Annotated in this window: 12 protein-coding genes and 2 riboswitches; of the genes, 2 read left to right on the forward strand and 10 right to left on the reverse strand. The window is 72.9% G+C overall.

What is annotated here, in order from left to right:
- Positions 1–4 precede the first annotated feature (4 nt).
- Positions 5–1,699 carry a substrate-binding domain-containing protein gene (locus tag NE235_RS25495; protein WP_252807291.1) on the reverse strand — a complete coding sequence of 565 codons (1,695 nt, stop codon included), beginning with the start codon at positions 1,697–1,699 and terminating at the stop codon, positions 5–7.
- Positions 1,700–1,988: 289 nt separating this feature from the next.
- Positions 1,989–3,317, reverse strand: coding sequence for a tetratricopeptide repeat protein (locus NE235_RS25500; RefSeq protein ID WP_252807293.1), 1,329 nt, complete (start codon positions 3,315–3,317; stop codon positions 1,989–1,991).
- Positions 3,318–3,504: 187 nt separating this feature from the next.
- On the opposite strand from NE235_RS25500, the gene NE235_RS25505 reads away from it, so the two are divergent.
- Entirely contained in the window at positions 3,505–4,836 is a 1,332-nt protein-coding gene (locus tag NE235_RS25505) for a class II 3-deoxy-7-phosphoheptulonate synthase (RefSeq protein ID WP_425542426.1), read from the forward strand.
- A gap of 39 nt (positions 4,837–4,875) precedes the next feature.
- On the opposite strand, the gene NE235_RS25510 is transcribed toward NE235_RS25505, so the two are convergent.
- From NE235_RS25510 to NE235_RS25520, 3 genes are all read right to left on the reverse strand, one after another.
- Positions 4,876–5,892, reverse strand: a complete 1,017-nt coding sequence (locus NE235_RS25510; RefSeq protein ID WP_252807298.1) for an NlpC/P60 family protein — start codon at positions 5,890–5,892, stop codon at positions 4,876–4,878.
- Between the two features lie 8 nt (positions 5,893–5,900).
- Positions 5,901–6,081: riboswitch (cyclic di-AMP (ydaO/yuaA leader) on the reverse strand.
- Positions 6,082–6,348: 267 nt separating this feature from the next.
- Positions 6,349–7,359, reverse strand: a complete 1,011-nt coding sequence (locus NE235_RS25515) for a CHAP domain-containing protein (RefSeq protein WP_252807299.1) — start codon at positions 7,357–7,359, stop codon at positions 6,349–6,351.
- Positions 7,360–7,507: riboswitch (cyclic di-AMP (ydaO/yuaA leader) on the reverse strand. It lies immediately after the preceding gene.
- A gap of 303 nt (positions 7,508–7,810) precedes the next feature.
- Entirely contained in the window at positions 7,811–9,202 is a 1,392-nt protein-coding gene (locus tag NE235_RS25520; RefSeq protein ID WP_252807301.1) for an LVIVD repeat-containing protein, read from the reverse strand.
- Between the two features lie 280 nt (positions 9,203–9,482).
- Between NE235_RS25520 and NE235_RS25525 the strand changes: the two genes are divergently transcribed.
- Entirely contained in the window at positions 9,483–10,670 is a 1,188-nt protein-coding gene (locus tag NE235_RS25525) for a glycoside hydrolase family 64 protein (protein WP_252807533.1), read from the forward strand.
- 178 nt (positions 10,671–10,848) lie between these two features.
- Here NE235_RS25525 and NE235_RS25530 read toward each other — a convergent pair whose 3' ends face one another.
- The 5 genes from NE235_RS25530 to NE235_RS25550 form a co-directional block, all read right to left on the reverse strand.
- On the reverse strand, positions 10,849–11,508 hold the full coding sequence (locus tag NE235_RS25530) for an SDR family oxidoreductase (RefSeq protein ID WP_252807303.1): 660 nt from the start codon (positions 11,506–11,508) through the stop codon (positions 10,849–10,851).
- 121 nt (positions 11,509–11,629) lie between these two features.
- Entirely contained in the window at positions 11,630–12,556 is a 927-nt protein-coding gene (locus tag NE235_RS25535) for an NADP-dependent oxidoreductase (protein WP_252807305.1), read from the reverse strand.
- 39 nt (positions 12,557–12,595) lie between these two features.
- Positions 12,596–12,946, reverse strand: a complete 351-nt coding sequence (locus NE235_RS25540) for a hypothetical protein (protein WP_252807307.1) — start codon at positions 12,944–12,946, stop codon at positions 12,596–12,598.
- Between the two features lie 190 nt (positions 12,947–13,136).
- Positions 13,137–14,858, reverse strand: coding sequence for a TRAFAC clade GTPase domain-containing protein (locus tag NE235_RS25545; RefSeq protein ID WP_252807309.1), 1,722 nt, complete (start codon positions 14,856–14,858; stop codon positions 13,137–13,139).
- A gap of 4 nt (positions 14,859–14,862) precedes the next feature.
- On the reverse strand, positions 14,863–16,038 hold the full coding sequence (locus tag NE235_RS25550) for a hypothetical protein (protein ID WP_252807548.1): 1,176 nt from the start codon (positions 16,036–16,038) through the stop codon (positions 14,863–14,865).
- Positions 16,039–16,064 lie beyond the last annotated feature (26 nt).

Here is a 16,064-nt window from a genome sequence, read left to right on the forward strand (position 1 = left end):
GGCGTCAGGGCGTCTGGGTGCAGAGCGGGTTCCGGTCGCCGTTCCGGTCGATGCAGGGCGGGTAGCCCCGGATGCCGAGCTCGGCGCGCGCGTCGGCGCTGCCCAGGAAGGCGATGAAGTTCCGCAGCAGCGAGGACCCGCCCGGGGCGCCGGCCGTGTAGAGGTACTCCACGGTCCAGAACGGGTAGCCCTGCGCGATGCTGGTGGCGTCCGGGAGCCGGCCGTCCAGCGTCACCACGTGGAACTTCTGCAGCCGGGCCGCCGCGGCCTTCGCCGCGGGAGCGTCCGCGTAGCCGATCGCGCCCGGCGTCTGGGCGACCTTGTCGATGAGCTCGCCCGTGGTGCGCAGCTCACACCGGATCGTCGGCGCGTGCAGTGGCGGGCTGCTCTCCCGGCACTCGGTCGAGGACGCCGCGCCCTCCGACCGCCCGAGGAGCCTGTTCTGGAAGACCTGGCGGCTGCCGGACTCGCCGTCCCGGCCGACGATTCGGATCGGGACGTCGTCGCCGCCGAGCTCGCTCCACCGGTGGTACCGGCCGCGGTAGATGTCCCGGAGCTGCGCCAGGCTGAGGTTCGTGACCCCGGTGGCGTCCGAGAGGATCACGCTGTAGACCACCACCGCCACCGGATGACTCTTCAGCGCGATCGCCGGGCGGGTGGTGTCCGGCCCGTCGTTGAGCACCGCGAGACCGCCGGGATCCTCGCCGCCGATCGCGGACAGGTCGTGCATGCCGGCCCGGCTCCCCGCGAGCTGCAGGTCGATCGTCGCCGAGGGACAGGCTCTGCGGTACTGCCGGGCGATCTCCCGGAGCGGGTCGGAGAAGGCGCTGGACCCCTCGAGACGGAGGTGGCCGCTCGTGCAGTGGAGCGCCGGGTCCGACCTCCGCTGGTAGTAGTTGGCGACCACGTTCCCGGTCAGGGCCAGGGCGAGCACGACCCCCGCGGCGATCGCCGCCACGGGCCAGCCCAGCCTCCGCTGACGTTTCTCGTCCTTCACCCAGCCGCTGGTCAGGGCGCCGCCCGCCTCGATCTTCTTGCTGATGGCGCCATCGGCGGGATCGCCCTGCTCGCGGAGTACGACGACGAGCTTGAAACGCTGCCGACGTTCCAGCGACAGGCCGGTCAGCCGGACGCCGTTCCACTGCCGGACGTCCTCGGGCGGCCCGGCGACCGGGCTCTTGACCAGGCCCGTCAGGCGGTCGGCCAGTAACCTGCGGAGCGTCCGCACATCGGGCCCGCCGTCGCCCGGAACGACGCTTCCGGGAGTGGCGGTGAAGAACTCCAGGTGGTCCCGCACCGCGTCATGGAGCCGGTCGGTGCTGGCGTCGGACACGCGCGCGTTCCAGATGACGCGGCCCTTGAAGGTGAACGAGAGCGGCCTGGTGAAGTCGGACGGCTCGATGTCGTAACCACCGGTGTTGCGCACGCGGATGATGACGATGCTGAGCCGGTCGAAGGTCCGCGCGTACTCCCGCAGCCGCGGATCCGTGACCGTCGAGCGGTCGTCCACGTCGTGCAGCGCCACCGGACTGAGACCGATCTTCGAGTTGTAGAGCACCCGATAGGTGATCCGGCGGCGCCGGACGAGGTAGCGGTCGGCCAGGGGACTGCTGACGAGCAGGACGATGAGGATCCCCAGGAGAACGTTCTCCTGACGTTGCGCGATGAGTTCGGCGATCGCCTGGATCATGGTGAGCATGCCGCCCGTGAGCCCCTCCCCGTGTGAGCGGTTCCACGACTCTAGAGCGACCGGGGGAGGACTCCGCCCGGCGGCGGCTCAATTCACCGGCCTTTCACAGGCACGCCGCCTCCGGGCCGCCGGCGGTCCATCCCCACGCCGGCCCGCCTACGCCCATACCGGCCCCGCCCGGGCGGCCATGTGCGGGGCGGCCATGGGCGGGAACGGATCCGGCCGGGAACGGAGAAGGCGCCCACCCGGGGGACCGGATGGGCGCCTCGTGATCCGCTGACCTCAGATCTCGCGGACCTCAGATCTTGCGGATGAGCACGATCGGGGTCTGCTCGTCCTCGTTGCCCGCCGGGTTGTCGGACAGGACCTTCTCCACCCACTTGCGGTCGACGCCCTTCGATGCCCCGACGACCCACGCGCCGGTGAGGTGGTTCGCGTCGACGACGCAGACGTGGCAGCCGAGCGCCGCGGACAGGTCCTCCGACAGCTTGTCCGGCCGGCCGGGGCCGAACAGCAGGTGGTGGTCGTGCGGCGGGAGCGCCGCCGCCACGTCGTCGATCATGGCCGCGCCGGGGCCGGCGACGCGGTAGAACCAGCCGCGCTTGCCGACCAGCTTGCCCGCCGCGCCTGCGGCCGCGCCGAGGAGGACCTTGGCGCGCCCCGCCTCGAGGATCGCGCCCTGCATGCCGGCCGGGCTGTGCAGCGGCCCGATCTTCCCGACGAACTTGCTGAGCTGCTTGGCCATGCCCTCCGGGGTGATGAGCTCCAGCGGGATCATGCGCCCCTGACCGGCCGACGCCGGGCTCTCCGACAGGGCGAGGATGTCGTCCGGCTGCAGCATGCCCTGCGTCGCCTCCTGGATCACCGGGAGGATGCCGGAGCGCAGCGTGATCATCCTGGTCTTGATCGGGATGCGGCGGGCGCCGACCGCGCGCTCGTCGACCGGCGGGATGTTCGGCGCCTTCTCCGGCGCGAGCTCACCGAAGTGCTGGTGCAGCATCTCCTTGATCGGCTTGTTGCGCGGGTAGATCGCCGCACCACGCTGGAGGATGTCGCGGGCGCCCGCCGGGTCGCCGGCCTCCAGCCGGAGCGCGGCGAGGAGCGTGTAGTCCGAGGCGTACACCAGGTAGTCCGGGGCCAGCGCGATCAGCTCGGTCTGGTACTTCAGGGCGCGCGGCTTGTCGCCCCGGTCCACCGCCCACTTCGACAGGCGCTTGAGCGCGTGCCGGCGCAGCTGGGAGTCGTTGACGACCGACTCGAGGATCGCCTCGGCGTCGTCGACCCATCCGCCGTCCTTGAGCACGTCGGCGAGCGTCAGGGCGTACCACGGGATCGTCGGGTACTTCTCGCGGGCCTGCCGGACGATCTGGGCGGCCCGGCCGTAGTCGCCGCGCCACTTGTACGCTTCGGCGAGCGCCGCCGTGGCGAACCGCGTGTCACCACCGGCCGCGATCGCCTGGTGGGCGATCTGCTCGGCCTTCCTGTCGTCGCGCTCGTTGGTGAGGACCAGCCAGGACAGCAGGGACAGACCGTCACCGTCGAGATCGGACCGCTTGGCCTCGAGGAGCTGCTGGGCCTCCTCGGGCTTGCGGAGCCAGATGTCATAGGCGCGGCTGTTCGTGCTCATTGTCAGAACCTCATGCGTCGTCGGCGATCTGCGGGAGTCGGCCCATCATCTCAGAGTTTCGGCGCGGCCGACGCGGGACCCGTGCACCGCCGGTTCACCGCTCCAGGATGGGCGGATCGCGGGAAGAGGAGGGATTTCGCAGGTTGCATGACCCGGGCTTGTGGCACGGTCGATACCCTTGAGTCTCGTGGACCTCCTCGATTCCTGGCGTGACCTTCCGGCCGCTCAGCAGCCCGACTGGCCCGACCCGGCCCGGCTCCAAGACGTCGCCGCGCAGCTGTCCGAACTCCCGCCTCTGGTGTTCGCCGGCGAGTGCGACCAGCTCAAGGCCCACCTCGCCGCCGTGGCGCGCGGTGAGGCGTTCGTCCTGCAGGGCGGCGACTGCGCCGAGACGTTCTCCGGCGCGACGGCCGATGACGTGCGCAACAAGCTGAAGACCCTGCTGCAGATGGCCGTCGTCCTCACCTACGCGGGGAGCGTCCCGGTCGTCAAGATCGGCCGGATGGCGGGGCAGTTCGCCAAGCCGCGGTCCAAGCCGTTCGAGGTGCGCGACGGCGTCGAGCTGCCCGCCTACCGGGGCGACATGGTCAACGGGTTCGACTTCACGCCGGAGAGCCGCGTGCCGGACCCGGAGCGGCTCCTGCGCGCCTACCACGCGGCCGCCGTCACGCTGAACCTCACCCGTGCCTTCACCCAGGGCGGCTACGCCGACCTGCGGCAGGTGCACGCCTGGAACCACGACTTCGTCGCCGAGAGCCCAGCGGGCCGGCGGTACGAACGGCTGGCCGGGGAGATCGACCGGGCGCTGGCGTTCATGCACGCCGCCGGAGCGGACCCCGAGGAGTTCCACCGGGTCGAGGTGTACTCCAGCCACGAGGCGCTCCTCCTGGACTACGAACGGGCCCTGACCCGGATCGACTCGCGGTCCGGCCTGCCGTACGACGTGTCCGGCCACTACCTGTGGATCGGTGAGCGCACCCGGCAACTCGACGGCGCGCACGTGGAGTTCATGCGCCACATCCGCAACCCCATCGGGGTCAAGCTCGGGCCGACCACGACCGCCGAGGAGGCCCTCGCCCTCATCGAGCGGCTGGACCCCGAACGCGAGCCCGGCCGGCTCACCCTCGTCACCCGGATGGGCGCCAAGCGGATCCGCGAGCACCTTCCCGCCCTGGTGGAGAAGGTCACCGCGAGCGGCGCGCAGGTCGCGTGGATCTGCGACCCGATGCACGGCAACACCTTCGAGGCGGAGAGCGGGTACAAGACGCGCCGGTTCGACGACGTGCTGGACGAGGTCGCCGGCTTCTTCGAGGTGCACCGGGCGCTCGGCACCCACCCGGGCGGCGTGCACATCGAGTTCACCGGCGACGACGTCACCGAGTGCGTCGGCGGGGGCCACGACATCGTCGAGGACGACCTGCACCAGCGGTACGAAACAGCCTGCGACCCCCGCCTCAACCGCGGTCAGGCCCTGGACCTGGCGTTCATGGTGGCGGAGATGTACCGCGTCGGGAAGTGATTCCCGGCTCGCGTCGCCGAGCGGGGCCGCGTGGTCGTCTCAGACCACGCGGACCGCGCCGGCGAAGGGGCGGGTCGACAGGTCCGCGACCCGGACGTGGTCGCCGGTGTGCGGCGCGTGCACGAACTTCCCGTCGCCGATGTACATCCCCATGTGGTGGATGTCGGAGTAGAAGAAGACGAGGTCGCCCGGTTCCAGCTGGTCCCGTGAGACGTGCACGCCGGCGTTCCACTGGTCGCCGCCGTAGTGCGGCAGGTTGACGCCGACCTGCCGGTAGGCCCACATCGTGAGGCCCGAGCAGTCGAAGCCCCGGCCCGGTGCCGCGCCGCCCCAGACGTACGGCACGCCGAGCTGGCTCAGCGCGGCACGGACGGCGCCGACCGCCTTGCCGGGGCCGCCGGGGATCTCGGGCACCTTCTCGCCCCGGCCGGCGCGCTCGACGGCGTCCCGCAGGAGCGGCCTGCGCACCTTCTCCAGCGCGGCGCGGATGGTGGCGCTCTGGCGGGCGAGCCGGCTCTTGAGGAGGGCCGCCTCCGCGGCGCGCTCACGGGCGTCCTGGCCGGTCCACTCGGCGTTCTGGATCGCCCGGGTGAGCTGCCGGATCTCGGTGTCGTCCTGCTGCGTGAAGTAGTGCAGGGTCGTGGCCCGGTCCAGCAGCGCGCGCGGGTCCGAGGACGCGAGCAGCGCCGGCGTACCGTCGGCCGTGCCGTTCATGTAGCGGATGGCGGCGAACCGGCCGACCTTGCGCTGGATGGCCTTTAGCGCTTCGGCGGCACGCGCGGAGGTCTGGCCGGCGATGACGGCGGCCCGCTGGGCCTGCTCCAGGCGTACCTTGAGGCCGTTGTACTGCTCGGTGAGCTGCTCGAGCCGGTCGCTCAACTGGCCGGCGCGCTGCCGGAGCGCGTCCATGCGGGGAGCGGGGCGGGTCGCGTCGGCCAGTGCGGGCGGCGCGAGCCCGGCGATGACGAGGGCGAAGGTCACGACCGCCGTACGGCGCGCCGTGTCCTTCCCGGGATGAAGAGGGTCGCGGCTGTCCGCGGCGCGGGATCGATCCATCCAGAGGCTCCTCTTTTCAGGCCGCCTACCGGGTTGGCTGACGGGTTCGGACGAGAAGGAAGCCCTACCGCGGGCCGTCTGAGACGGACGCGGATTCACCCCGGCGCGAAGGCGAGGGAACGCCCCCTGCCACCGCGAGTGGGTCCCCGGTTCCCCGGCGCGCCACGGCGCGACGGGCGATTCGGCGGTCCGGCCGTCTCTCGGCCGGTGACGACTCGCTGGAGATTAACGGATCGTGACGGGGCGTCCAACGAGAACATGCGGAGATGGCCCGGGGGATCGCAGGATGGTCACTCCGGGTGATGTGCGGCTGGTCCTTTGCGCCTAGGTCTGCTGCCCGGACCGCACACCTGGGCCCTGGACGCGACGGTCCCCGCCTGCCTCCGGGTGGGAGGAGACGGGGACCGTGCGGATCGCGGCGCGCGCGGCTCGGGGCCGCGGCTCAGGGATGCCGTATCAGGACAGGACGGACTCGGACACGACCTCGGTCTCGATCGCGCCGTTCTGGGACACGGCGGCGTGGAGGGTGTTCCAGAACGCCAGCTCGACGTCCTCCTCCAGCTCCGAGATCTTGCCCCAGAACTCCTGGTCCTCGGCCTTCGCGGCGGCCTCGGCGGACAGGACCGGCATGAGCGTGGTGCTGGCGTCGGCGGCGTCCAGGTCGGCCACGCTGACCTCGGCGGGCAGCTCGACCGGCGTGCGGTGGTGCTTGCCGCGCTTGCGGACCCGGACGCTCGGCGCCGGGACGGGCACCTTGACCTTCGACTTGCCGACGGCCAGGGCCACCGTTCCGAACAGCACGACGGCGAGCAGCCCGGTCAGGGCGGCCTGCTGGTCCGGCATGGGGGACGACGGGGCGGCGGGGTCGTGGGCCGCGGTCGTGTGCGCGTCGACCTGCGCCTGGACGTCCTTGCCGATCTCCTTGACGGCGGGCGGGGGCGCGGCGTGCTTCGGGGCGTAGTTCTGGTCGGTCTGGGCCGTCTGCGCCGCCTGTACGGGCGCCGCCTTGACCTTGACCTTCGAGGGATAGCCGAACCCGACCACCTGGCTGATGTCCCGGGTGGCGCGCGTCAGCGCGTTGTTGTGGTTGGCCTCGATCGTGTGCAGCGTGTGGCCGTCGACCCGCTCGACGATGCCGACGTGCTCGATGTCGCCGATGCTCTTGCCGCCCGACCAGGAGAAGAACACGATCGCGCCGGGCTCGGCGTGGTGCCCCCAGGCGTCCTGCTTCTTGAACCACTTGGCGTGGTCGGGGGTGTAGGCGAACTGGCCGGTCCAGTCTTCGACACCGGCCTTGTCGGCGGCCCACGCGATGAACATGTCGCACCAGGCCGACGTCTTGTAGACGGGGTCCTTGTCGACGTGCTTGCCGTACCAGTCGCCGAACTTGGTGTAGCCGCTGGCCTTCTCGTGATAGCCGAGCTGACTTTTGGCGACGTCGAGCAGTTTCTTGCCTACCGGATCCATTCGCTCCCCTTTTGCCGCCTACCGGGTTAGCTGACGGGTTCGGGCCAGAGGTAGCCCTACCGTGCGTGACGGATTCACCCCGAGGGACTGATGGGTCCCCGGCTCCCGCGACGCTGGCTGCGCCGCCGGGATTCGGCGGTCGGCCTGCAACCCCCTGGTTGGAGGTTGGTCACAGCCCGATCTCGGCGCAATCTAGCCGAACTTTCACAACAACGGCAACGCGTTCGGAAACGAAAGTCTGACACCGTGCGCTCACCGAGCGTAGCCGGATGTGGTCGCGTCCAGCCGGGTAACGCCCGAAAAGGCACTCTCACGTGCGGCGAAGCACGCGAGACGAGGGCGGAGGCGGTTTCCGGCGGGGGAATCGAGTGCCGTGTCCGCCGCCCGAAAAGTGACGAACACGGCACTCGATGGGTTCTTCGCGGTTCGCGGCGAACGCCGCGGCGTTCGCTCAGCGCACCTCGGGCCGCAGGACGTCGACGCCGCGGTTGTTGTCCGCGACGAACACGTATCCGGCGTGCCAGTACGGCGCCCACGACATGGCGTCCGCCGGCCGGTAATAGGCGATCTGCCGCGGATGGGCCGGGTCGCGAACGTCGAGGAGCCGGGTCCCCTGCGTGTAGAACGACTGCGCCAGGATCCCGTGCCGCACGTCGAAGTAGTGGGCCGAACAGTCGTCGGTGTCCGTCCGGCTGCCCTCCTGGCCGGCGACGCTCCACGTGCCGACCGCACGCAGGCGGAACGGCCGGTCAGGCGTCGAACGCCAGCCCTCCCCGCCGTACGAACCCCGCAGCGAGGCGATCACCAGCCGGCCGTCATCGGCGCAGCCGGGGTTGAAGGCCTCCTCGGTGACGTAGACCAGGTCCCCGTGGCCCGGCGCCTCACCGGCGGTGGAGCCGACCGGCCGGAACGAGTTGTGCAGGAACTTCGAGGGCGCCGCGACCTCGCTGACACCGCCGCCCGCGTACGGCACCGGGTCCCACGCCCGCGCCACGCGCGTCACGCGCCGGACGGGGTCCCAGCGACGCCCATGCGTCCAGTAGCCGCGCACGCCGCCTGCGCCGGAGGCCCAGGTCACCCCGGCCGCGTCGACCTGGATGTCGTGGACGTAGTCGGTCTTCCCGTCGTTGCGGGCGAGCTCGATCGGCTGCGGGAACGTCCGCGGGTGGCGCGGGTCCCGTACGTCGGTCACCCAGACCGGGCGGCCGCCCCAGTCGGCGGGCATCCAGTCGGCCCGCGCCGGGCCGCCGGTCCACAGATAACGGCAGTCGTCGACGCAACTCGTCGTATGCCCGGCGGGGACCTTCTCGTACGCGAGTTGTACCGGTTTGGCGGGGTCGGCCAGGCTCACGACGTAGATCCCGGACTCGCCGGTGTGCGTGTTGCCGTTGAAGGCGCGCGGGTCGCGGGCCAGGAAGACGAGCTTGCGCCGCGGGTCGGCCTCGGTGTCCTCCGTCTCCCACATGCCCGGCATGGACAGCGTGCCCAGGGCCTTCGGCGCGGCCGGGTCGGTCACGTCGTACGTCTTGAGGCCGAAGGTCCCCGAGACGTACATCACCGTGCGGCGCCCGTACGTCAGGAAGCCGAGGGAGATCGCGCCCTTGGCGTCGGGAAGGGCGGCCGCCAGGCGCACACCCTTGACGGCGGAGGACGGGGGCAGCGGGACGGAACGGATCTGGCGGGTGGCGACGTCCCGCTGGACGGCGGCCCCGGTGGTGTGGGTCTCGGTGGCGTGGGCCGCGTCGTCGTCGCCGGGTGGGCACGCGAGGGCGGGACCGGCCATCGTGACCGCGGCGGTGGCCGCGGCCAGAACGGACAGGGACAGGGTGCGGAGGGTTCTCACGTCATCTCCTCTATCCGGGTGGCGAAGGAGCATGATCCGCCCGGGACGCTATAGAGCGCCGCCCACCGGATCAAGGGCCCGGCGGCGCCGCACCGGCGATCAATTCTCGCCGGGCCGCCGCCCCGGTCCTCCGCGCGGCGCGGGCGGTCCGTCACCTCCCTAAACGTTCTTGAAGCGAACCTGAAGCGGGCCTTAAGCCCCTCGCGCGGCGGTTCCCCGGCCGCTTCGCTGGACGCCTGACGCGGTCGGATGAGGAGGAAGGGAACACGTGAACAGCAGGATGATCGGCAGAAGGTCGTTCCTGGCGTCGACGGCCGCCCTGGGCGCGCTCGCGCTCGGCGGCGGGACGACGGGATGCGCCCCGTCGTCGCGGGCCCGGAGCACGGCGGCGACCGCGGGCGGCCTGCCGCTCACCGCGGTGAACCGGACCGGCCGGCACGCCGCCGAACCGGTCTACATGTACGTCCTCGGCGTCGACCCGGCGACCGGCGCCCAGGGGCACGTGACGGCGGACGGCGTGTTCGTCCCGTGCGCGGCGTCGGACAACGGGCCGGACGGGTTCACCGACTACGCGATCCCGTTCCGCGACTCCGGCGACGCGGCCGTGGCCCTGCCGAAGATGTCCGGCCGGGTCTACTTCTCGATCGGCGACCGGCTGCGGCTGAAGGTCGTAACCGACGGGAACGGCAGACCGGCCCTGCAGTACCCGGCGGGCTGGGTCGCCACGGACCCGAACCACCGGATCCTGCACGACTGGATCGAGTTCACCCACAACGACGCCGGCATGTTCTGCAACACGACGGCGGTCGACATGTTCAGCATCCCGCTGGCCATCCGGCTCGCCGGCACCCGTACCCAGACCACCGGCACTCTCGTCGACGGAGGCCGTGACCGGATCTTCGCGGCGGTGTCGGCGCACCCGGACTTCGCCCGGCTGGTCGTCGGGGACCGGCTGCGGGTGATCGCACCCGGGCACGGCATCGAGGCGGGGCTGTTCCCGGCCGACTACTACGACTCCTACATCGACGCGGTGTGGGACAGGTACCGGGGGACGCCGCTGACGGTACGGACGGACGCCGGCACCTACACCGGAAGGGTCACCGGCGAACACCTGTCCTTCAGCGGCGGCACGCGGGCCCCCGCGTCCGTCGCGCGGCCGTCGACCCGCGACGTCCTGTTCTGCGACGGTGCGCTCGCGGCGCCGAACGACGGCGTCACCGGGCCGGTCGCCGCGATCCTCGGTGCCGCCTTCAACCGCTCGACGCTCCTCTCGCATGCGAGCCAGCCGGTCACGGATCCCGCGCGGTACTACCGGGAGGGCGTGACCAACCACTACGCCAGGGCGATGCACGAGGCCGCCGCGGACGGCGCCGCGTACGGCTTCGCCTTCGACGACGTGGCCGGCCACGCCTCCTACATCCAGGACGGCGCGCCCACGTCGGTGACGGTGACGCTGACGCCCTTCTGAGCCGGCGCTCCGATGGCCGGAACCGGTCACTGAGGGACCTAGGGTTCCGGGAGGGCGACGGCATCGACGCGGCCGCACTCCAGGAGAGAGGCCATGCGGGCGCTGCTCCTGCGGCGCGCGGGAACCTGACGGACACTCCCCGGCCGAGCGGTCGACCCGGCCGGAGCGGGCGGCGGCCTCAGGAGCGGGCGTGGGCGCGGACGGCGTCCTCGACCGGCGTGTCACCGCCGACGAGTTCGAGGGTCCGCCCGGCGGTGCCGGGAGTGTCGAGCAGCGCGGCGATCACCCGCGCGACGTCGGCGCGGGTCACGGCGCCTCGCGGCACGGACTCCTCCAGGGTCACCCGGCCGGTCGCCGGGTCATCGGTCAGCCGTCCCGGCCGCAGGACCGTCCAGTCCAGGTCGCGCCCGCGCAGATCCTCCTCCGCGGCCGTCTTGGCCTCGATGTAGGCGGCCCAGACCTCGTCGCCACCGGGCTCCGGCGGCCTGCCGGCGCCCATCGAGGAGATCTGCACGAACCTGCGGACCCCGGCCCGTTCGGCCGCGTCGGCAAGCAGCACCGACGCGGCGCGGTCGACCGTGTCCTTGCGGGCGGCGCCGCTGCCCGGCCCCGCGCCCGCCGCGAACACCACCGCGTCGGCCTGGTCCAGGTGCACCGCGACGTCCTCCAGGCGCGCGGACTCCAGGTCGCACACGACCGGGGCGGCGCCGGTGGCCGCGACGTCGGCGGCGTGGTCCGGGTTGCGGATCAGCCCGACGACGCCGTCACCACGCGCCGCCAGCAACTCTTCGAGAAGGAGGGCGATCTTGCCGTGCCCTCCGGCGATCACGATTCTCATGCGCTCCTCAACGTGCCGAGGTCGAACGATCTTCCTCTGTGAGGGCGGACGCCGCACCCGGTGCTCCCCGCAGGCCGGCCGCCCCCGAGGTCCCCGAGGTCCCCGAGGCCGCCGGCCGGCCTCACCCGATCTCCAGCACGATCTTCCCGCGCGTGTGCCCTTCGGCGCTCAGCCGCTGCGCCTCGGCCGCCTCACCGAGCGGAAAGGTCCTGGCGACGGTGACGTTCAGCCGCCCGTCGTCGGCCAGCCCCGCGAGCGCGGCGAGGTCGGTCGGATCCGGCCGGACGAAGACGTACCGCCCCCCGCGGTCCCGGACGGACGGATCGACGATCGACGCCCAGCGTCCCTTGTCGGTCAGCAGCTCCGGCGTGACGTCGATGGCCTCACCGCCCACGAGGTCGAGGGCGGCGCTCACCCCGTTCGGCGCCAGGCGGCGCACCTCATCCGCGAGGCCGGGCCCGTACGCCACCGGTTCGGCGCCGAGTTCGCGCAGGTAGTCATGGTTGTGCGGGCCCGCGGTGCCGATGACGCGTGCGCCCTTGGCCCGCGCGATCTGCACGGCGAACGAGCCGACACCGCCCGACGCGTTGTGGATGAGCACGGTGTCGTCGGGGGTGACGGCCAGGGCCTTCGTGAGCGCCTGGTACGCGGTCAGCCCGGCCAGCGGAAGCCCGGCGGCCTGCGCCCAGGACAGCCTCTTCGGCTTGCGGCCGAGCGTCCGCACCGGCGCCGCGACCAGTTCGGCGTACGTCCCACGGCCGACGTGGTCCTCCCGGACATAACCGATGACCTCGTCCCCGGGAGAGAACTCGCTGACGGCCGGGCCGACCCGCTCGACCACCCCCGCGACATCCCAGCCGGGGATGACGGGGAAGTCCGTGGCGAACAGACCGTCGAGGTTCCCCTCCCGGATCTTCCAGTCCACCGGGTTCACCCCGGCCGCCTTCACGCGCACCAGCACGAAGTCCGGTCCGACCTTCGGCTCCGGCGCGTCGGTGAGCTCGAGTACGTCCGGGCCGCCGTATCGCTGCATCGTTATCGCTTTCACACACCCAGCCTTACCAGCGCCCGCTCGCTCACACCTCGACTATCGCCGGACCGCGCCGGGAAGCGGCTGCTCCGGGGGAGCGTCGGTCCAGCCCGCCGTGCGCCACATCTGCAGGTACCGGGCGGCGCCCGGCGCCATCCGGGGAATCTTCCGGCCGGGCCGGACCACGACCGCACGGGTCACCATGAGGAAGCCGCTCGACGGGCGGATGAGGAGCCGCCAGTCCAAAGTCCCGTACGGCGGCGCGCCCGTACGAACCTCGCCGCCCGACCCGAGCCGGGCGGTGCGAGGCGAGAGGGCCGAGGCGAACCGGGGCGGGCGATGGCGAGGCGGCCGGGAGGTGGGGCGGGCGGCGACGTTATGGGAGTCCCGTCTCTTCGCCGCCGTCATTGACTGCCTGCCGTCATGAGCGACATCGAAGCCCGATATGCACCACTTGGGGCGGCGACAACGACGGCAAGGGCGCTCCTCAGTCCGCCGGCCCGCCCGGCCCCTCTCACCGCCTCCGCCGTCACGGTGGCCTGGTCGCCGTCGTGGCGTCCTCCCGTTCCGGTGCCCTGCCGCGCTGTGTCGTCGCCGCTCAGCGGAACCGGGCGTAGCCGGTGAGTCCCAGCAGGAGGAGCGCCGTCGGCGCCAGCACGGTCAACGCCGTGAGAAGGACGCCGCGGCCCAGCCGATACCCGAGGGGTACGAGCCGTTCGGGCCGTCCCGCGGCGCGCCACGGAACGCGTCGTTCCGTCGTGCCGGCCCGGTCGTCCGTCTCCCGGCCCGGGGACTCCGCCGGGTCTCGCCCCGGCCCGTCGAGCGGCAGGCCGGCGACCCAGCCGAACAGGCCGGCGAGCGCGGCCGACGGAGTGTCGAGGCCGGAGGCGAGGTACCGCACGTGCCCCGCGGTGCGCTCGAGCGTACGGATCGTGTTGCCGAGACCGACGCCCTCCAGCCAGCCGCGCACGTCCTCATCGACGCCCCGGCCGACCGACGTCCTGCGCAGGACGTCGGCCTTGGTGACGACCACGGCGATACGCCGGTGCCGGCCCTGGTCGTCGCGGGAGCGCAGATCGGCCAGGAGCCGCTGCAGCGTGTCGGCGGGATCCTCCTCCGAGGTCGCCGTCTCCTCCACGAGCAGTCGTTCCTCCCGGGACAGCGCGTGGCGCAGTTCCGGCAGGGCGAACGGGTCGATGACGAACAGCAGCGCCTCGCCGTGGTCGAGGTAGCGCAACCGCTCGACCCGGGTCGCGCCGGTGTGCAGCTCCCCGGCCGGGTCGAACAGGTAGAGGATCCGGTGACCCGCGGGCAGGGTCACGTCCAGCATCGTGGCGGCGGGCAGTTCGGGACCGGTCTTGGCGAGGCGCCCGCCGGCGTCGAGCTCGGCCAGCGCGTCCGCGTACGCACGGGCGTCCCGGGCCTCGACGAACTCCGCCCGCCCACCGGACGCGGCCGCGCCGGTGCGCAAGGCCCGTACGGCCAGGAACATCAGCGTGGTCTTGCCGGCCGCGGGCCCGCCGACGAACGGCAGTGGCTCGACCCGCGCCCGGCCGATCCGCGCGGGCAGCGGGCGTCCGCAGTGCGGGCAGTACGCGCTGAGCCGGAACCGGCCGAGCAGGATCGTCGTGGGCAAGCGGGCACCGCAGCGGCAGACGTGCCGGAACGCGCCCAGCCGGTTGGGCACCAGGCGGAGGTGCCGCGCGTCGCAGTTGGGGCAGGCGTACGCGGGCAGTGCCAGCCGCTCGTAGCAGCCCGGATGCGGGCAGGCCAGCAGGATCCTGCGGTAGGCCGTCCAGAGCCGTTCGACGGTCCCGAGCATCAGGACGCAGACGGACCAGGCGACCAGGCCGGCACCGGCCACCGCCACGGTCACCACGGCGAAGGCCAGGGCGGCGACGGTCAGCGGCAGCGCGGCCAGCAGGATCCCGGCGCACAGCGCCAGCCAGATCGGGAACAGGGCGAGCCCCTGCGGGAGGCGGAGCAGCCGCGCCGTCAGCGTGGTGACGGTCCGGCGCGCCTCCGCCAGGCACCAGGGGATCGTGCGGAGCGTCAGCGTCCGGGCGTCCCGCCAGACCTGGTCGAGGAGGTACTGCGGGTAGGCCGGGTCGGGCGCGTCGACGGCCGGGCGTGGCACGCTGGACGGCCCGTCCAGCCCGGCGGCCGTCAGGGTCCGCCACGCGACGACGAAGAACCGGCCGATTCCGGCGCCCGTGGCCACGATCAGGGCGACGGGCACGGCGAACGGGACGACGAACACGAACTCGACCCAGACCAGGCCGACCCAGAGGAAGAACAGGAGGGCGTAGACGACGGGCACCGCGTCACGCCCCCCGGCGGGCGCGCCGCCACGCCGCGGCCAGCCGCGGGTCGCGGTCGGTGAGCGCCGACTCGACCTGCCGCCGGGCGAACCTTCCCAGCCCGTCCGCCCACGCGTCGAGCGCCGCGACGGTCACGCCGGCCTCCGCGAGACGGGCCCCGACCTCGGCCAGGTCCACGCGGCCGCGCCGGTCCAGGCCGGCGGCCAGCCACGGTCCCAGCAGGCCGTCGCGTACGCCGTCCGGCGCCGCGGCGAGCACGCGGGCCCGCGCCGCGGGCGAGCGGCCGGCGAAGACCCGGGCGACACCGGCCAGCGCGCGTTCGTGCAGCGGCTCTCCCCGCCGCAGCGTGGCGAGGAACCGGGCCACGTCCTCCTCGGAACCGGCCCGCAGCGCCCGTTCGAAGGTCAGGACCGTACGGGCGGCGCCGGCCAGCGTGGGCAGCCGGTCGTGGATCAGCCGCGCGAGCCGCAGGCCCTCCGCCGCGTCCAGCGGCACACCGTCGAACACCCTGCGCGGCAGGGCGCGCAGGACGGCGAACCGCCGCATCACCGGGCCCAGCCGCTCGACCAGCCATCGGCACTCCGGCACCGTGGGCGCCTCGGCCCACAGCGCGCCGAGCAGGTCCTCGATGTCGGGCAGGCCGTGGGGTTCGAGCTCGACCAGCGCGGCGGTGGCCGTGAGGCGGTCGGCGCGCGCGGACAGCACCAGGCCCCCGGTGCGCGGGGCGAGCGTCCAGTCCTGATCACCGAGCGCGGCACACGCCTCGGGCGTCAGCATCGCCCGCCGGACCGCCGGGGGGCTCGCCTCCAGCCCGGACACCAGCCCATGGACCAGGGCCTTCCGCCAGAGCGGCGGAGTCGCCTCGACCGCCGCGGCCACGTCACCGTCGCCCCGCCGCGCGCAGGCGGCCGCCGCGGCGGCCACGCACTCGGCGTCGACCGCGCCGCCCACCCGGACCGCCAGCTCGACGAGCCCGGCGAGCGTCCGCAGGTCCGGCGCCTCGGTCATCGCCGCACGGAAGTCCTCCGGCAGCCCGTCGCGCAGCCGTATCCGGGGCAGCCTCGGCCGTACGTCCGGGTCGGTCAGGGCGAGGCGCACGCAGCGCTCGGCGGCCTCCGGGATGGCGTCCGCCAGTGCCGACGCCAGGTCGAAGCCGACGGCGGACAGGGTGGGCCGCAACGACGGCCAGACCCAGCCGGGGACCC

The sequence above is a fragment of the Actinoallomurus spadix genome (genome assembly GCF_024055725.1).
Taxonomy (GTDB): Bacteria; Actinomycetota; Actinomycetes; order Streptosporangiales; family Streptosporangiaceae; genus Actinoallomurus; species Actinoallomurus spadix.